General features: G+C 38.2%; 18 protein-coding genes. 9 read left to right on the forward strand and 9 right to left on the reverse strand.

Annotated features, from left to right (window positions below):
• The first annotated feature begins 152 nt into the window (after positions 1-152).
• From hemC to MCBB_RS01655, 3 genes are all read left to right on the forward strand, one after another.
• A complete protein-coding gene (gene hemC / locus MCBB_RS01645) occupies positions 153-1,025 on the forward strand; it encodes a hydroxymethylbilane synthase (RefSeq protein WP_071905979.1) in 873 nt (290 codons plus the stop codon).
• A complete protein-coding gene (locus MCBB_RS01650; protein ID WP_071905980.1) occupies positions 1,022-1,975 on the forward strand; it encodes a Gfo/Idh/MocA family protein in 954 nt (317 codons plus the stop codon). Before hemC ends, MCBB_RS01650 begins: the two co-directional genes overlap by 4 nt.
• Positions 1,976-2,067: 92 nt before the next feature.
• The gene (locus tag MCBB_RS01655) at positions 2,068-2,667 is read left to right on the forward strand and encodes an orotate phosphoribosyltransferase-like protein (RefSeq protein ID WP_071905982.1); all 600 of its coding nucleotides are present in this window, start codon (positions 2,068-2,070) and stop codon (positions 2,665-2,667) included.
• 361 nt (positions 2,668-3,028) lie between these two features.
• Here MCBB_RS01655 and prf1 read toward each other — a convergent pair whose 3' ends face one another.
• The 4 genes from prf1 to MCBB_RS12270 all read right to left on the reverse strand — a co-directional run bounded on the left by prf1 (position 3,029) and on the right by MCBB_RS12270 (position 8,236).
• Complete coding sequence (gene prf1 / locus MCBB_RS01660) at positions 3,029-4,258, reverse strand: peptide chain release factor aRF-1 (protein WP_071905984.1); 1,230 nt, start codon at positions 4,256-4,258, stop codon at positions 3,029-3,031.
• A 348-nt stretch (positions 4,259-4,606) separates the two neighbouring features.
• Entirely contained in the window at positions 4,607-5,485 is an 879-nt protein-coding gene (locus MCBB_RS01665) for a DUF7065 domain-containing protein (protein WP_071905986.1), read from the reverse strand.
• Positions 5,486-5,493: 8 nt separating this feature from the next.
• Entirely contained in the window at positions 5,494-7,275 is a 1,782-nt protein-coding gene (locus tag MCBB_RS12265) for a PEP-utilizing enzyme (protein ID WP_231916380.1), read from the reverse strand.
• Positions 7,202-8,236 carry a PEP/pyruvate-binding domain-containing protein gene (locus MCBB_RS12270; protein ID WP_231916381.1) on the reverse strand — a complete coding sequence of 345 codons (1,035 nt, stop codon included), beginning with the start codon at positions 8,234-8,236 and terminating at the stop codon, positions 7,202-7,204. Before MCBB_RS12270 ends, MCBB_RS12265 begins: the two co-directional genes overlap by 74 nt.
• Before the next feature lie 341 nt (positions 8,237-8,577).
• On the opposite strand from MCBB_RS12270, the gene pyrH reads away from it, so the two are divergent.
• Together pyrH and MCBB_RS01680 are read left to right on the forward strand one after the other, a co-directional pair.
• On the forward strand, positions 8,578-9,255 hold the full coding sequence (pyrH, locus tag MCBB_RS01675; protein WP_071905988.1) for a UMP kinase: 678 nt from the start codon (positions 8,578-8,580) through the stop codon (positions 9,253-9,255).
• Positions 9,256-9,356: 101 nt separating this feature from the next.
• Positions 9,357-9,554, forward strand: a complete 198-nt coding sequence (locus tag MCBB_RS01680; protein ID WP_071905990.1) for a DUF2116 family Zn-ribbon domain-containing protein — start codon at positions 9,357-9,359, stop codon at positions 9,552-9,554.
• Between the two features lie 265 nt (positions 9,555-9,819).
• Here MCBB_RS01680 and MCBB_RS01685 read toward each other — a convergent pair whose 3' ends face one another.
• The 5 genes from MCBB_RS01685 to MCBB_RS01705 form a co-directional block, all read right to left on the reverse strand.
• A complete protein-coding gene (locus MCBB_RS01685; protein ID WP_071907948.1) occupies positions 9,820-10,755 on the reverse strand; it encodes a transcription initiation factor IIB in 936 nt (311 codons plus the stop codon).
• Between the two features lie 56 nt (positions 10,756-10,811).
• The gene (locus MCBB_RS01690) at positions 10,812-11,087 is read right to left on the reverse strand and encodes an H/ACA ribonucleoprotein complex subunit GAR1 (protein ID WP_071905992.1); all 276 of its coding nucleotides are present in this window, start codon (positions 11,085-11,087) and stop codon (positions 10,812-10,814) included.
• A 134-nt stretch (positions 11,088-11,221) separates the two neighbouring features.
• On the reverse strand, positions 11,222-12,280 hold the full coding sequence (locus MCBB_RS01695) for a UPF0104 family protein (RefSeq protein ID WP_071905994.1): 1,059 nt from the start codon (positions 12,278-12,280) through the stop codon (positions 11,222-11,224).
• A 28-nt stretch (positions 12,281-12,308) separates the two neighbouring features.
• Positions 12,309-12,977, reverse strand: a complete 669-nt coding sequence (locus MCBB_RS01700; protein ID WP_071905996.1) for an RraA family protein — start codon at positions 12,975-12,977, stop codon at positions 12,309-12,311.
• 149 nt (positions 12,978-13,126) lie between these two features.
• Positions 13,127-13,417 carry a DUF211 domain-containing protein gene (locus MCBB_RS01705; protein WP_071905998.1) on the reverse strand — a complete coding sequence of 97 codons (291 nt, stop codon included), beginning with the start codon at positions 13,415-13,417 and terminating at the stop codon, positions 13,127-13,129.
• A 473-nt stretch (positions 13,418-13,890) separates the two neighbouring features.
• Here MCBB_RS01705 and MCBB_RS01710 point away from each other — a divergent pair, with 473 nt between their 5' ends.
• The 4 genes from MCBB_RS01710 (at position 13,891) to xerA (ending at position 18,312) form a co-directional block, all read left to right on the forward strand.
• Positions 13,891-14,286 carry a toprim domain-containing protein gene (locus MCBB_RS01710; RefSeq protein WP_071906000.1) on the forward strand — a complete coding sequence of 132 codons (396 nt, stop codon included), beginning with the start codon at positions 13,891-13,893 and terminating at the stop codon, positions 14,284-14,286.
• 217 nt (positions 14,287-14,503) lie between these two features.
• Positions 14,504-15,652 (forward strand): DNA primase DnaG, encoded by a 1,149-nt coding sequence (gene dnaG / locus MCBB_RS01715; protein ID WP_071907949.1) that lies wholly within the window; start codon positions 14,504-14,506, stop codon positions 15,650-15,652.
• Between the two features lie 123 nt (positions 15,653-15,775).
• On the forward strand, positions 15,776-17,287 hold the full coding sequence (locus MCBB_RS01720; protein ID WP_071906002.1) for an ATP-binding protein: 1,512 nt from the start codon (positions 15,776-15,778) through the stop codon (positions 17,285-17,287).
• A gap of 35 nt (positions 17,288-17,322) precedes the next feature.
• Positions 17,323-18,312, forward strand: coding sequence for a site-specific tyrosine recombinase/integron integrase (xerA, locus tag MCBB_RS01725; protein ID WP_084789735.1), 990 nt, complete (start codon positions 17,323-17,325; stop codon positions 18,310-18,312).
• Positions 18,313-18,506 lie beyond the last annotated feature (194 nt).

Raw genomic sequence — 18,506 nt, forward strand, 5'->3', positions numbered from 1 at the left:
ATCAAATTAATATTTATTAAGCGGATTTTTATGAATTCATGAAACTTTTGTTAAGTTTTATAGTAACTATGAATCTCCTTAATGTATTGGATCAATAATTATCAGATCATTCAAGGGAAAAAAACCGGCCCCTAACTCACGGAGATGGTTATGTGAACGTTGGTACTCGGGGAAGCAGTCTTGCAGTTGTCCAGACAAAAAGTATAATCAGTTCATTATCTAAAATAACAGATGAAGAAGTAAATGTAAATTTAATTAAAACGACCGGCGATAAAATAAAGGATTCTCAACTTTACAACATCGATGCAAAGGGAATATTCACAAAGGAGCTGGACACAGCAGTTCTTGATGGAGCAGTTGATTTTGCTGTTCACAGTTTCAAGGACCTTCCAACTGAACTTGCAGACGGCCTTGAAATCGTTGCAGTTCCAAGGAGAGAATCTCCAAGGGAAGTTCTAATATCCAAATATTCTTGGGATGAACTGCCTGAAGGTGCAAATATTGGAACCAGCAGTCTCAGGAGAGAAGCATTCTGCAGGTATCACAAAAAAAAGTTCAACATAAAACCCATAAGGGGAAACATAGATACAAGGATTAAGAAGGTAATCCGTGGAGATTATGACGCAACCATAATGGCTGAAGCAGGTTTAAACAGGCTTGGTCTTACAGAGCACATCAACGAAATATTTTCCATAGAATATTTCACCCCTGCAGCAGGTCAGGGAGCTCTTGCAGTTGTTGCAAGGGATGATACTGATAAAAGAGATGTTTTACGGAAATTGAATCATTCCCAATCTGAAAGTGAAGTTATTGCTGAGAAAACGGTTCTTCAAGAACTTGGGGTAGGTTGTCAATGGCCCCTTGGAGTTTCTGCAAGAACCGATGGAGATGTATTGAATCTTCAAAGTATTCTACTTACAAAGGAAGGAGAAGTCCTTTCAAAGGTTAATTTACAAGGTTCTGCAGCTAAACCCCATGAATTAGGTGTTGAAGTTGCAAAACATATGATGGAGGATTATATTTGAGTAAGGTTAATGTTGGTGTTATTGGTGTGGGTGCAATGGGCTACAACCATGTGAGGGTTTATTCTGAACTTCCCACTGCAAATCTAATGGCAGTTTCTGATGTTGTGAAGGGAACAATGACCGAGGTTTCCAAGGAATTTAACACCGTTGGTTTTGTTGATTATGATAACATACTTAAAATGCCTGAAATAGAGGTAGTCAGTGTTTGTGTACCAACCACTTATCATTATGAAGTTGTTATGAGTGCAATAGAACATGGAAAAAATGTTCTGGTTGAAAAACCCATTGCATTCACACTTGACGAAGCAAAGGAGATGGTTGAGGCGGCCCATGATGCAGGGGTCAAACTCGCAACTGGACACGTTGAAAGATTCAACCCGGCAGTTCTTGAAGCTAAAAAGCTCATAGATGCGGGAGCAATAGGTGATCTTGTATCTGCATCTGCAAAGAGGCTTGGGCCCTTCCCTCCAAGGATAAAGGATGTTGGAGTAACAATAGATCTGGCAATTCATGAAGTTGATATTATGTTCTATCTTCTTGACAGTCCCGCATCAACTGTTTACGCTAATATGGGCAGTAAACTTGAAAAATGCATATATGAGGATCATGCAGAGATCATGATGAAATTTGAGAATGGAGTTATTGGTATCCTTGAAACTAACTGGTTAACTCCCTACAAAAAAAGGCAGCTGGACATAACTGGTGTTGATGGTATAATATCCATTGATTACATAGATCAGTCAGTTAAGGTCTATGGAAAAAATGCCCAGAAGGTTAAGGTTGATCATAAGGAGCCCCTTAAGGAAGAACTTAATTCATTCTTATCTGCAGTTACAAATGATGAGGAACCAAAGATCACAGGAGAAGATGGTGTGCACGCCCTGAAAGTGGTTTTAGCAGCAATGAAATCTGCTAAGCACAAAATACCTGTGAATATGAATGAATGTTAGGTACTGATTTATCATTTCATTGATTTATTAAAATACCCTTTATACATCCCTGATCTTAGGGATCTAGATAGAATTGAAGGATTTGGTGACCTATGAATGAAAAACTCATAAAAAAAGCCCAGGAACTTAGAAGTAGAGGTTTTACAACTGGAGAAATAGCTGATGATCTGAACGTGTCCAAGGATACCGCACGATGGCTTATACTGCAGGGAACCGGTAAAAAAGCTGAAACTGAAGAGGCAGCACCCCTTGACTTTGCAATAAACTGGAAAAGTCTTGGAGGCAGTTCTTTCCGTATGAAATATGTTTCAGCGGCCATGGTGGATATGGCACTCCAGTACGGAGAACCTGAGGTTATAGTGGGAATAACAGTCAGTGGAATACCATTTGCAACCATGATGGCAGAGATAATAGATGCAGACATATCTGTCTTCCACCCAATCAAACACAGAAAAATGGAAGAAGATGCTAAAGGAGCTGTGAGCAGCAACTTCGCATCTGTAGAGGGTAAAAAGGTTGTTATAGTGGATGATGTTATAACCAGCGGCAGAACCATAGCTGAAGCCATAAAGATCTTCAAGGATGTGGGGGCAGAACCACTTGCAGCAGTTGTCCTCATCGACAAGAAGGGAATCTCCGAGGTTGAAGGTGTTCCCGTGGAATCCCTGATCCGGGTAAGTAGATTGGGATAGACAGAATATCCTTAGAAGTCAGAATATTTAGAAGTATCCTATATTTTTTACTATATTTTTTAATTCTTTTTTTAATCCCTTTGCCTGAATTTCTTTCTAAAATAGAACAATTAATTAATAATCTCCCAATTAATCCATCGATACCTTAAAATTAACCATTGATATTTAAAATAAGCTAAATATTTTTAAAATTAATTTTTAACATTTTTTATAGTACTAAAGTAAAAATTAGAAATTTTAATAAATTCTATAGAAATTCTAATAGCGTTTTAGTGTAAAAAATTCTGAAGAAAAGTTCTACAGAAGAATGCAAATATCTGTTCTACAGAAGAAAAATAGGGGAGAAATAAAGGATTTAAAATCACATCCTGTACCTTAATATGGCTGCAATTCCTCCAAATGCTTTTAAAAGTTGCGTTCCTTCTTCAGTTTCCGTTGAAATTATCTCCACTTTAGATCCAACCTCTTCAGCCATTTCAACGAAGTCGTCAATAACATCCCTGCTCTCAGAAACTTTCATCTTCTCGTTGCATTTGGGACAGGTTTTATCCTCTTCTTCAACAGATTTTTTCACGGTTTTATTCTTAGTGTGTCCGCAGGACTGGCATTCGTAGGTCAATCTTTTGGATTTCAGGTCTTCAGAGAGTAAGAGTACTTCAACTGCACCCATTTTAAGGTTTCGTCTGACTTCAGCTTCTCCATAGGATGCAAGGCCGTCCTCACTGATGAGTTCCCCCAAAAATTTCTGCATGAGTTTCTTTTCTTTCATTACACCAATTTCATCCAGAACATCCATGGATTTGTCCATGACTTCTCTAATACCAAATTCTCCAGTGTATGAGGTGTCCACAGTGGTTATTAACTTATTTTTTATCTCGTAGTGGAGGTAGTCCCCTTCAACGAACTCCTCCTTGGTATGGCCAGGACCACCCACAATAACACCCTTGAGTTCAGGAACTCCAAGAAATGCTTCGTTCATATGTTCTCCAATCCTCTTCTTGAACTCGTGGGCTGCAAGGTCTATCAAACGGTCGAACCTTCGCTGTGACTGACCACCTGCCTTGTGTTTACCCGGCACACCACTTGTAAGGTGTTTGACGATATCTATCCTTTTTCCTCGTAGAAGGGCTATCGTTGCCTCTTTACGGTCTATAACTGCAAGGCCGTAGACTTCCTTGTCCTCAATGATCTCCTGAAGGGGTTCCAGGAAGAACTCTGAGTTGCAGTGGTAGATGTAGGTCTGCACAGGTTCTGGTGGTTCGAACATGTAGGTTTCCATCTTCTCTGTTCCAGGACCTCCTCTAGGTATCATTCCAACGAAAAGCACCAGTCCCTTCTCAGGGGGGCGCTGGAAGAGTTTCATTCGCTGCATTATAACCTCGATTGCAGACTGAACATTCTTCTTGGTCTGTTTGCTCTTGATGTTGGCACTCTGGCTTAACTCCTCACGCATGTGTTTGACAACATCACTTATTTGGCGGTCTGGTGGTATATAAACTGAAACAAGCTCTGTTCCCCTACCTTTCTTATCTGAAAGCTCTTTAAGGGTTCTTTTAACTTCGTACAGTTCCTTTGAGGATACTTCAGTCAAATTTATCACTCCTAAAAACTTGAAATTATTGTTAATATTATTCGATCTGTTGTTAGTCCTGATTATCTATTTGGATTTAACAGATCTGGTTCAATCATTCTAATTAACTTAAAATCGTATGTAAAAATTTTAGTATAGAATAATTCTTAAGTTCTAACTTGTACTTTAACTTAATTATCTATTGGGATCTCTAAACTTTATATTTTATGTAGGGCCTGTGTTTTCCAAAAATTATATAAAAACTTCTAAAATGAAGACAAATATTTGTTTAACCACATGATATCTATTTGATCTTAATTTTAGGTTTCCAATAATTTCAGCTGCTAACTTGACCCACAATTCGCCCAACTAGGGTTTAGGAACTAAAAACTCTGCTATACCATAACCTTCTTTTCCCTCCCAGTTATATTTTGATAGGGTTTCTATGAGAATCATCCTCTCGTCAACAGGGATCATTCCAAATCTAACTACTTCGCCTGCAACTGAATATTCAGAACCTTTTTTGTCAACTAAGTTCATTGAAAATTTGGAGGGGATTCCATTATTAAATTCTACATCTATATCTGATTTTACCAGCGGTTCATTGACTGAACCTGTATAGAAATATCCAGCATCTATATCCCCTTCATCAACGGAAAGTTTGGTTATATTAAAAGCTTCGGCATTGGAGAACTCAGAGTTAATCCACATCCACATCTTAGGCGATCCCCAGGCCCTTATACCACGGCTTAAATCTCTTTCACCCAGTGCTTCGATATCAAATGCTTCGTCATCAATTTCAATTCTTCCCGTAGCTTTTCCAAACTGTTCATAGTGTTCAGATGCTACATTAGATGACATTTCAGTTTCTTTTTCATCAACACAATCAACATAATCCATGACAGGGTTTAAAGCTTCCCATGTGACATCCATTTTAACTTTAAATTCAGTTTTATCTAATGGATTAAAGATTGGACCCTCATATTTAAGTTTCCATTGTCCTGATTCGAGCTTTTGGTAATCTAAACCAGCAATATTCAATGGTTTGTCATCGCAGGGGGTTTCTAATTTAATCCCTGCTGTAATACTTGGAGACATTAAATAGAAGAACATTGATTTCTCATTTTTGTTAACCTTGTTTCCTATGCGCATAAAGGCAGTTAAATCGTTATTATTGTCGTGAAAATTAAAATAATAACTTTCATTCCATTCTTCATGTTTTTTCAGCATTTCTAAATCAACATCCATAATAGCACCTACCACTCTTTATATACAACTCCCTCATTACCATCTACAACTAACTTTTCACCTGTTTTAAAAATTTCAGTAGCTCCTTTAACAGCAGTTACCGCAGGTATTCTATATTCCCTGGAAATTACAGCACCGTGGGATAATATTCCTCCGGTTTCTGTGATAAGACCACCTACCTTGGAAAATACAGCTGTCCAGGCAGGATCAGTGTTACTGGTTATGAGGATTTCATTATCTTCAAGCTGGGATAATTCTTCAATGGACTCTACCACTCTGGCTACACCATGGAATATTCCAGGACTTGCAGCAGCACCATAAATTACATTTTTACCATATTCCATAACAGTATCATCAAATTCAATTCCATTTTTTAAGAACTTTGGTGGAAGTGAAGATCTATACCTATAAAACTCTTTTTTTCTCTTTAGAATTTTATCCTGCAAGGATGGGATATTTTCATTTAATTCTGCCCTTGAAGTGTTAACATTAAAAAAATTGAATAATTCCTTTTCATAGAGGAAGAAAACATCCTCTGTTTTGTCAACAATATTTTTTATCAACAATCTTCTTCCCATCTCCTGTAACATTAATCTTTGGCGGAAGAGCAGGTGATCTAAATAAAATCTCTGATTTTCCCGGAAGGTTAAATAGGTTTGAGCTAAATTAAGCACAACACCAAATATTTTGGCTTTGAAGAATCCACCTTTTTGTTTTTTTATTCTATGAAAAACTTCTTTTTCTGTTTTCAATCTATGTTCCCGACTTTCTAATTCTTTTTTTCTTAAATCTAAATCAGAAAAAGATAACAATTTAATAACTTCTAATACGTAAGCTTTATCTTCCCTCCAGCGTGGATACAGTATTTCACGAGTATTTGAACGGTGTCCATAATCTGTGATAAATAAATCAAACTCTTTTTTAAATTCTGAATTAGAAGAAATTAATTCATCAATATCTGATTCGTTTAAGGAACTTAAATCGTTGATGGAATTCATTTTTGCCAATAAATCTGGGGTTTCTCTTAAAATTTTAGCTAAATCAGAAAATCTGATATTCATTTCCACGGTTTTGTTATCATCTAAACCTGAAATTAAACCTGCATAAAGAGAACCATCATTATCATCCAGCCATTTCACCAGCCAGCTTTTGATCATCAGGTTAGTGGCTATGGAATGGGAGACCATGCCGTATCTTATTAGTTGATAGTGCTTGATACCTGATGTTTCTATATCCTCGTAAAGTGATGCCAGTTCCATGTTACTTAGTGTCTCTAAATCAGTTTGGTCAAAGGATTCACATTTTTTCATAAAGATTTCAGCCCATTTTCTGTAGGCTTTGTCTGTTTTGTGCATCATTCCATCGGGGTCTCGAATGGCCACTAAAATCTGTGAGAGTAGTGTTTTATGTGGTATGGAAGGGTACTTGGATATTCGCTCCTGATCTTCTAGGGGGAAATAATTTAACAACTCTTTAGACCTGGCAAATTTGGGATAATATGAAAAAGCTTTCTCTAAAACCCAACTATTGAAATAAACCCGGGATTTGTGGAGTTTTAATAATTCAGTGTCAGTTATTTCTTTATATCCCATTATACGGGCACCTTCATGATTAACATAATCTGTGAGCATTTTGCCCATAACATCATAAAAGAGGGGTGTGGTAGCATCAGCCCAGTACTCATCTCCATAAGCTCTGGTCCATAAAATATCGTCTTTAAGAGATGCATCGCTGAGAGTGGTTACTGGACGAGACTGGAGGATATAAATACGTTGAGTGTTTTTTTTCATCTTTGTTTAATGTTCCATCGTTACTCAAACCATTATTTCCACATTCTATGGCCCATTCAATATCTTGAGCTACGCCAAAAAAGTTTTCAAGTTCTATCCCTGTCTCCAATACTTTTTTAAGGATTTCTTCATTGAGGCTTGCTTTCTCTCTGTCTTCTTCATCGATATTAATTAAAGTGTTTGCACCGTTTTTAAGGAAATATCCCTGTTTCTTTGTTTTAATATTCTTTTCAATGATATTTCCATCCCTACTTAAAACAAAAATATCAGGGGTGACAATTCCAGAGGCAATGGCTTCACCCAGGCCCCAGGTGGACTCAATAACAATGTTGTTACTTCCATTGACAGGATTAGCTGTGAAGGTCACTCCACTGATATCAGCACTGACCATTTTTTGTACCAGTACAGCTATTCCTGCTGAGGCCATTTCTGTGTCTAAATGTTCAATGGAAGCATCATGTCTGTACTTCACGGCACGATCATTCCAGTAAGATGCCCAGCAATTAATGATATTCTTTAAAATATCTTCCTTTTTTATATAAAGAAAACTATCCAACTGTCCTGCAAAACTGGTATCTGCCAAATCTTCAGCCACTGCCGATGATCTTACTGCGTAATATCCATCAGGAAGATTACTTATTTTATGGTTAATCTCCAAAAACAGATTTTCAGGTACTTCTTCTGATTTTATTATGCTTCGAATGGAAGAACAACCATGGGAAATAGAATCTTCATTATTAAAATCAATGGAATCAAGTATTTTAGATATTTTACCTTCTAACTCGTTTTTAATAAAAAAATCGTATGCATGGACTGAAACAATAACTGCTGGGGGAACGTTAAAACCTGCTGATGACATTTTAGCTAAATTAAGGGCCTTTCCTCCAATTTTTTCTATGTTAAGGCCTTTTTCTTTAAGATCTATCACATAACTATTATTTACCATATTATCAATGCTCACAGTACAATCCCCATATTTTCTCTATCTTTTTTTAAAATAAGTAGAATTTTGTATTTGTTTTTGAGATAGGTAGGATATAAAGCAGTACGATTTTTTTTATAAAATTAAAAAAATTAGTTCTTAAGATCGTGCACAGAGTTTCGAGTTTTGTAGTGAAATTAGAAGTTTGTTGATTGGACATGTTAAAAAAGAAAAACAGTTCCCTACTCTTGTAATGATTTTATAGAACCACTGGAACGTAATATAATTTTACTAAAAAATCGTAAAAAATTAAATAAAAGTTTACAAAAAAAACAGCCTTATATCCTATTAAATTTAACATTATCTTTGATGGTGATGAGATGCGAATAGTCATAACAGTAGGCGGATCAATAATAATAAAGGATCATGATTACAGAAGATTCAAAGATTATGCTGATGTTCTAAAGGAAATGGCAGCAGAACACGAAATATTTGTGGTCGTTGGTGGAGGTAGAACAGCCAGGGATTACATAGGAATAGCGAGGGGTCTGGGAGTATCAGAGGCCCTGTGTGATGATGTGGGCATAGATGTAACCCGGCTCAATGCAAGACTCCTTGTAATGGCTCTGGGTGAGGATGCATATCCTGTGGTTCCCCACAACTTCAGGCAAGCCCTTGAATTTTCAAGTTCCGGTAAAATCATTGTTATGGGTGGAACAGAGCCTGCACACAGTACAGATGCAGTTGGAAGTATTCTTGCAGAGTTCGTTGATGCAGACATGCTCGTGAATGCAACCTCTGTGGATGGGCTCTACGATAAGGACCCCAACAAGTACCCTGATGCCAAGATGTTCAACGAGGTAACACCGTCCCGGATGATGGAACTCATGAGCAGCAATGAAATCAAGGCAGGTACCTATGAGTTTTTCGACACAACAGCCATACAGATAATCAAACGATCGGCAATAGACACTGTGATCGTGAATGGTAACGATGCCCAGAATGTTCAAAGGGTTTTGACCCAGAAGATAGGAACGCGCATTGTATCCCAAGGGTAGAATTAACTGTGGATACAGGATCTTCTACTTGAAACAAAATATCAAAAATAAATATCAAATATTTAAAATCTAATTTAAATTCAAAATAAGAGGTGTATAATATGGTAGAGCAACACAAACATTGTCCGGTGTGTGGAAAGCCAGTGCCACTTTCTGAGAGGTACTGTTCACAGGAGTGTGAATATCTTGCAGCTGAAAACCAGAAACGAGTTGCTAAAACACGAAAAATCCTTTACGGAATCTTCATAGTTTTCATACTTGTGTGGTTGATCTTCACTCTACGTGGTAAACTGTTTTAAATATTATTTAATATAATTAGTGGCTGAATTTTCAGTCTTATTCCCTTTTTAACCGTATTTTTTAATAAAACCTTTAACTCAAATTTAATAAACTTTAAATCTAATTCAAGTTTATGAGTATTGGGGGAAATTCAAAAAAAGGTTTAATCTTTATTTTTATAAATTTTTACTTTAAAGATTAAAAATCGTTTTTCAAAATTGTTTTTTGCAGTTATTAAATCAAAAATAAATCAAAAATAGTTTTAAAAAAAGTTTTCAGGTGAACCTATAAGGTTACACCCATATCAAGCTGTTCTGTAAGCTCTTTGTACCTGTTACGTATTGTTACCTCGGTAACCCCTGCAATATCTGCAACATCCCTCTGGGTTTTCCTTTCTCCCAGTAGAACTGATGCTATGTAAAGGGCTGCTGCTGCAACTCCTGTAGGTCCCCTTCCAGAGGTCAATCCTTTTTCCATTGCTTTTTCAATTATTTCAATGGCCTTGGACTGCACCTCACCTGAAAGTCCCAGTTCACTTGCAAACCTTGGAACGTAGTCCACAGGGGATGTTGGTGGTAACTTTATCTTTAACTCACGTGTCAGGAACCTGTAAGTCCTTCCAACTTCTTTTTTACTGACCCTGGAGACCTCTGCGATTTCATCAAGTGTTCTGGGCACGTTGCACCTTCTGCATGCTGCGTAGAGTGATGCTGCAACCACTCCCTCTATGCTCCTTCCCCTTATGAGCTTGTTCTCCACAGCGTTCCTGTAAACAACGGATGCTGCTTCCCTGACGCTCCTTGGAAGGCCGAGCCTTGAAGAGTCCCTGTCGAGTTCACTCAGTGCAAATGCAAGGTTTCTTTCTGTTGCACCGGAGATCCTGATCTTCCTCTGCCACTTCCTTAACCTGTACCACTGTGCACGGTTCCTTGCAGGTATGTCACGGCCGTATATGTCCTTGTTTCTCCAGTCGATCATGGTTGAGAGACCCTTATCGTGTATGGTGTATGTTATAGGTGCACCTACCCTGGTACGTTTGTCCCTCTGTTCATGGTCGAATGCCCTCCATTCAGGACCCATATCAACGATGTTGTCGTCTATCACAAGACCACATGCACCGCATACTACTTCACCACGCTCGTGATCATTTATAAGCTTTTCAGAGCCACATTCTGGACATTTGGTTTCAATTTTCTCAATTTCAGAGACATCATGCTTCATCTGTTCCTTTTCTGAAACATCAGGCTCTTCATTTTCGATCTGTGAAACTTCGTGTTTCATTTTTTCCTTCGTTTCCTTCGCCCCCACTTCTTAATAGGTTTTGATGATATATACAGGGTCTCTCCAACTCGGTTCTCAAGATTTTTAGGATTTTTTGCATACGCCTTCACTGATATGAATGGCTCTTTTGTAGGACCGAATACATCGTAAACAGTGCCAAATTTCTTTTTATCTTCTGTAAAAACAGCTAATCCAAAACCTGGTGTTTTGTCAGACCTTAAGATGACGCGGCCTCTATTGGAGATATGTGAGATTTTTCCCAGTTTTTTCATTACCCTCAAACCGAAAGTTTTATATTAATAATTATTAGAGTTAGAGGTCATATATAAAGTTTTCGATAATTTTAAATGGGGTCATTAAATTGGGCTATGAAGAATAAGATGTCTTTTTTGCTGATCAAAACCCTCTAAGTACTGGATGAATCTTTCTTTTTTAATAAGTTTCCGTAATAAACTGTTGTAAGAGCACCAACCGCTGTGGGCATTAAATAGCTTACAACACGATCTATGAGGCTTGCAGCCAATACTACATCTGCAGGAACGCCAACCACCAAAAAAAGCCCGACCATAACGCCTTCACGAAGTCCAAGGGCTCCAGGAAGGGTTGGAAGTATGGTTACAAGGAGGGCGATGCTGTATATAATCACCATGGGCACGAAGGGAGGGTACGAACCAACTGCCACGAAGCAGAGGTACATACGAACCACATCTATTCCCCACATTCCAAAGGATATCCCAAGGCCCAATGCAAAGATTTTATGGTCCTGAAGAACGGTTAAAAAGCCGGTTGTGAACCTTTCAATGTAATAGGTCAGTTTTTCCTTTACGTATGCAAAGGTCACTTCCTTCTTGCTGATCCTGCTGAAGAATGGGTAAACTGAACGTGCAATTCTGATTATGATCTTCTGGGCAATGTCCTTGTTGATTCCAACGTATATGAGAATCCCAAAGAAGGTCATGGTGACGAGTATGAGTATGCTCAGGGCAACCGCACTGACTGTTGAAATGTTCCAGGTGAATATGAGGTAGATTGCAAATAATGAAACCAGAAGAAAGGGGAAAAATTCAAAAACCCGATCAGCACTTGCAGATACAAATGCAAGGTCAAATGGAATATTTTCAAACTTGCTCACAAGGTAAGCCCTCAATGGTTCGCCACCTGCAGCTCCAGGTGTTATGTTGTTTCCAAAGAGGCTTGTGAACATCATTAAAAAGAGATCCTTGAATCCTGGGGAGTGATCCACAACATCCAGGATCAGTGACCAGCGCAGGGTCCATGCTAAAATTAGAAATAACTCCAGTATCAATGCTAAACATATTATTTGAAGGTTAGAATGACTTAAAACATCAATTATATCGTCTAATCCAACTGCGAATGATATTAAAAAGATTATGAATGCTCCAATGATAAATGTGATTACGATCTCCCATTTATGTTCATGGATGAATTCATAACTCGTCTGCATCTTAAAAACTTTTTTCCTTTCACTATAACTACTTATCTATTCCAAGTATCTCTAGGAATGAAGAACCCTTCTTTATTTTTGCAACGATCTCATCCTCGTTGTCCACTATGCTGAAGGCTTCTCTGAAGACATCTTCAAGGATACTCTGTGGCACACAAACCACACCACATTCATCACCCATTATAAAGTCTCCAGGATTCACAGTGGTCTTTCCACATTTCACTGGAACATTTAAACGTCCTTCAGCCTTTGCATCACCTGCATTTGGTATGATGTCCCTGGAGAACACTGGGTAATTGAGGGTTTTGATTCCTGAAATGTCCCGTGCTGATCCATGGATAACTGTCCCAACTACACCTCTCTTCTGAGCAGTACTTGATGCCATTTCTCCCCAAACTGCAGGATCATCGGCACTGCATTTTATAACCAGAACATCTCCCCTTTTAGCTGCATATATTCCCTGTATAACTGTTCCCCAATCGTCAGAAGCAGTTTCAACGGTTGTGGCTTTTCCCATTATTCTTAAACCCTCTTTAACAGGTTTAACTCCTGTAAGAACTCCGTTTTCTCCTGCAACATGCCTCAAAGCATCTGACAGATTTGAAGTTGTTACAAGGGAGTTCCAAAGTTTTGATAGGGCCAATTCTTTTGAAAAATTTTTCAATAGGGACTCTGCTGAAAGTTCTTTTCCTACCATTTTATCAAATCCAAAAATATCAAATCAAAAAAAAATTAATTCAATGCATCTGTGAATGCATTTAAACCAGTTAATCTACTTTATTGAAAGTATTAAATGTAATTCATGAACTGAGTACATGGTACAACAGCTCCATAATCTTGTTTTTATCAATCTTGAGGAGTTGTAACTTCTTCAATAAGTTTTTTACCTGCAACAACCTCATCAACACTGTGTATTGAGCCACCGTACTGTTCTATTGCATCGCTTATCTCCTGGAAGTTCAGGTCATCACCCTGCATAGTGACTTTAACATTCTCTGTTTCCTTGTCTATTTCCATAAGTGTGATGTTAACCCCGTCAACACCACCTAACTCACTTAAAAACTTTGCAAAAGAGGGGATGTTTGGTTCGTGCGGTTTTAATATGTCCAGAACTATTCTTATAAGGCCTTTTGCCACTTCAAATCCTCCATTTTTTAAAATAAATTTTTTACAGTAATTTTTTTACAGTAATCCTATTTTGCAGTGACTCTGCGTTACAACGTTACTGGCTTTTAATAAGGATAACTTTTAGGATAACTTCTTATTAGTTACATCGCCTTTAATATCTTTGTAATAAATTGATCCTGCATGTGTAAAAAAAATCTTATCAAACTTACTTTTGAATCAAAAATATTTAAAACTTTACCTCAAAATTAAAACAATACCTCATAGGTTTATAGTTAAAAATATTAATTTTTCATAATCATATATAATATAATGTCATCATTTTAAGGCCATATCTATATTAAATGCTATTAATAGCTTTTAATCATAGTAAAAACCCTGAAAATTCCTTAAATCCTATTTTTTTAATATCTTCAATTTTATATATAAGATCGGTTATATTATTCTGTAGGATACTATTTAGACATCATCAAAGGGCTTTACAAATGAGTTTTAGAAGATTGTCCTGTATAATAGAAGAACTCAAAATCTGCGTTGAAGAGGGAATGCCCATACTGATCGAAGGAAGAAAAGATGAAAAAGCTTTAAAAAAACTTGGTATCAATGGTAACTTTATAAAAGTCTCGGGTTCAGGCCTTAAATTATTCGAAATAGCCGAGATGGCTGCAAAGTCATCTTCAAAAGTCATAATATTAACAGACTTTGATAAAAAAGGTGATGAACTTGCCAAGAGACTTTCAGAGGACATACAAAGTCTTGGTTCCCATCCTGACCTTAGTATAAGGCGCAAAATCAGGGGAATCACAAGGAAGTATATAAAGGACATTGAGAGTCTTCCAAAACACATGGATCAGCTGGAACTCGAAGAACGCCCAAGATGATAGCTGGTAGTCACTATTCATCAAAATTTATGTTAAGATACTTATGCCAATGGCAATGATATTGCAGGTGGTACCACGATAAAGAATCAAATGAAGTAATGAACTACAACGATAATTTTAATCATAACTTCCCTTGATGGATTGGAATCATCCAGTTATCGAGTTATATCATTGGGTTAATATCATGAAGGTATCTGTGCATGAAGGAGGCCCAAACATGGGAAAAGAAGAAATAAGCACAACTAAATATCTTATTCACGCTCAAATAAATGCTAACGGTATTGTGGAAAAGCCAGACGTTGTCGGAGCAATCTTCGGACAGACAGAGGGACTTTTAAGCAATGATCTTGATTTAAGGGAATTACAAAAAACAGGGAGAATAGGAAGGATAAAGGTCAACATAAACTCCAAAGCAGGCCGTTCCAAGGGAGAAATAGTCATCCCTTCAAGCCTTGACAGGGTTGAAACTGCAATCCTGGCAGCATCACTTGAAACAATAAACAGGGTGGGGCCATGTGAAGCTTACATTCAGGTTTCCAAGGTTGAAGATGTCAGGGCAGTTAAAAGGCGAAGGGTTGTTGACAGGGCCAAGGAACTGTACAAAGGAATGATGGAAGAGGTAACACCAGAAAGCCTTAAAATGATAGAGGAAGTTAAGGAAGCCATGAGGATCCATGAAATAATGGATTATGGGGATGAAAAGCTTCCATCTGGTCCAAATGTCATAAGTTCCGATGCGATACTGGTTGTTGAAGGAAGGGCTGATGTTTTAAACCTCCTTAAATATGGGGTTAAAAATGCAATAGCTGTTGAAGGAGTGAGTGTTCCAAAGGCAGTTGCAGAACTAACCAAAACCAAAACAGTCACCGCATTCCTTGATGGGGATAGGGGTGGAGACCTCATACTCAAAGAACTGCTCCAGGTAGGGGAAATCGACTACGTTACCCGAGCTCCAAGGGGTAAAGAAGTTGAAGATCTGAGCAAAGACGAGGTAATGGTGGCTTTAAGGGATAAAATACCTGTCGAACAGATCTACCAGGATGTGGGCGTTAAGGTTGAGAAGGTTGAACAGCAAAAAGCCGGTGACAAAATAACCCTTTTAAAGGAAATTCTTAATGAACTGGAAGGAACTGGAAATGCCGAGATTCTCGATGATGCAATGAACATCCTCAAGGAAGTTAAAGTTGAAAATCTCTACGAGGAACTTAAAATTGTGAACAACACCACATACGCAGTTGTATTCGATGGTGTGGTAAGCCAGAGATTGATAGACATTGCAAAGGATAAGGGCTTGAAGTACATAGTTGCAGTCAGAATGAGTGAAGTTGTGAAAAAACCAGGCCCAATAAAGGTTATAACCAAGTAAAATTCACAAATCTATCCACACCTCCATTCTAACGTCATATTATGGAGATTTAAATAAGTATAATTCAGGGGACTTCCTTTTCATCCCCTTTTATAATGTTAGGCATAAATTCAGGTGGTATCCATGTATGTTAACATGAAAAAGGAATTTTTAAAGGATTTTGAAACAACAGAAGACATACTTATACCTAAAGATCCACTGGAACGAGTGATAGGCCATGAAGACATTATAAAATTCGTTAAAATTGCTGCAAAACAGAGAAGAAATCTTCTTCTTGTTGGGCCGCCAGGAATAGGCAAATCTTTAATAGCCCAAGCCATATCCTTCCATCTTGCAGAACCCCAGGAAGAAGTCACAGTTGTCCACAACCCTGAAAGGCCTGAAAGGCCCTTTGTTGAGGTTAAAAATAGAAAAGAGATGGAAACCCAGCAAAAAAATCTTGAAAGGGCAGAAGGTGATCTTGTGAGTCCGCAGGATGTGCCCGATGCAGTTGCAGAAAGGTTAGGATTTCTCTGTGCCAACTGTGGAAGTTACAACAACGCTTATCAGAGTATATGTCCAAGCTGTGGTGCAGATAAGTACGCCCATATAAATGCAAGGAGAAAGCATTTAGGAGACCTCCTTGGCATGTTTGAGATGAACTCTGGTGCAATAAACATTCCCCAGGAAAGGGTTACAACAACGCGCATGCTCAATGGACGGGAAGAAGTTGTGATCTACGAACGTGTTGACGGTGACAGAATAAGGGTATTGGATCAGCACGCCCTTGAGAGGAGGAGGGTGATGGTTGAGGAAAAACCCAAAAACGTCATAGTGCCCCTTGAAAGGAAACTGTTTATACAGGCAACCGGTGCCAGTGAAACAGAACTCCTAGGTGATGTAAGGCATGATCCCTATGGAGGGCACCCTGACCTTGGAACTCAACCCTATGAACGGGTTGTACCCGGTGCGATACACGAGGCACATGAAGGTGTTCTTTTTGTAGATGAAATAGTTCACATAGCACCCCTGCAGCGTTACATATTAAGTGCGATGCAGGATAAAGTCTTTCCGATAGTTGGAAGAAATCCCCAGAGTGCTGGAAGTTCAGTTAAAGTTTCTGATGTGCCTTGTGACTTCATATTCGTTGGGGCCTGCAACATACGGGATGTGCAGTACATACTCCCACCACTGCGCTCAAGAATTCAAGGTGAAGGCTATGAAATTCTCATGAAAACCACCATGCCAGACACCGATGAGAACCAATCAAAAATAGCTCAATTCGTTGCCCAGGAAATAGAGATGGATGGAAAGATACCCCACGCAACCAGGAGAGCAGTTGAAATATTAATGGGAGATGCAAGAAGAAGGGCAAAGGTTATCGATGATCAGCGTAACGCTTTAACTTTAAGACTTCGTGATCTTGGAGGAGTTGTGCGGATGGCCGGAGATATGGCTGTGATGGAGGGCAGTAACCTCATAGAAGAAAAGCACATGTTGTTTGCCATAGAAAATGCTGTTTCCATTGAGGATCAGATCCTGAGGAGATACAGTTCCTTTCAAAATGCTATGGAAAAGGATCTATCCAGTTCTCAACATATGGGTGGTGGAAAGGATGGTTCTCCCAATGAGAATGTTGACAGAAGTTACATGTAAAGGTATAAATGGAAAAAAAATATTAATCTGATAACATGAGTCCTTACCCAAATCAACACTGGAGAAGTTCTGAGGGGGGTCCTGCAAATTTGGAAAGATCCATTGCAGGCGAATCTGGTTACCTCCTGAGGGAGAATATACTGGATGCATTTGACTTTCCAGAGATGATAGAGGATTACCTCATTGAACTGGAGATAAGGAACTACTCACAGAACACCATAAAAACCTACAAATCAATAATAACCAATTTTTACAGATTTTTATTAAAAGAAAAAGATTTGCACGATGAAAGACTTGTTTTAAGAGCATTTAAGAGGTACATAAGGCACCTTAAGAGGGATAAAGATGTTTCCCAGAATTACATATACCTAGTGACGGTTGTTGTGAAAAAGTTCTTTGAATTTGGGGGTATAGGTGTACTTAAAGATGTTAAAACCCCAAAAAGAACAAAATCCCTCCCTAAATCTCTTAATGAAGAGGAAGTGCAGCGACTGATACATGCTATGGATGGGAGTTCCAACGGTTCAACCCATCATTCAGAGTTTTTGAAACTCAGAAACAAAGTTATATTGGCTCTTTTATATTCTTCAGGCCTCAGGGTTTCTGAACTTGTAACCCTCCGTACAGACAGTGTTGATCTTCACGAGAGAACCCTGAGAATAAGGGGTAAAGGTGAAAAAGATAGAATAGTCCTCTTTGATGATGAGACAAAGGAAATGCTTGAGGGTTACCTAACTAAAAGGAGTTGCAACAGTGAATACCTTTTTGTCAATCGTTCAGGAAACCATTTAACTCCCCGCTACATTCAGATGATGATAAAGGACTATGCAAAAGCTGCAGGTATTAAAAAAAGGGTAACGCCTCACATATTACGCCATTCATTTGCAACCCATCTCCTGAAAAATGGGGTGGATATAAGGGCCATACAACAACTTCTTGGCCACTCAAACCTGAGCACAACTCAGATCTACACCAGTGTGGACATGCACACCCTTAAAGATGTTTACGACAGGGCAAAAAATTGAATTAAGAACTTCTACTCATTTTATTTATTCAGTTTAGTCCATATTGTAAGGATTTTTTAGGTTTTATTTTTTGATCCTGAGTATTCTGATGTTTTTTTTGTTTGGTAATTGAAGGTTTTATTTTAAATTTATGCGGATATAGATTCAATAATTAAATAGAACATTTTATAAGCTTAAAATGTGGGACCTGATCA

Origin of the sequence: Methanobacterium congolense (genome assembly GCF_900095295.1) — an archaeon.
GTDB lineage: Archaea > Methanobacteriota > Methanobacteria > Methanobacteriales > Methanobacteriaceae > Methanobacterium_C > Methanobacterium_C congolense.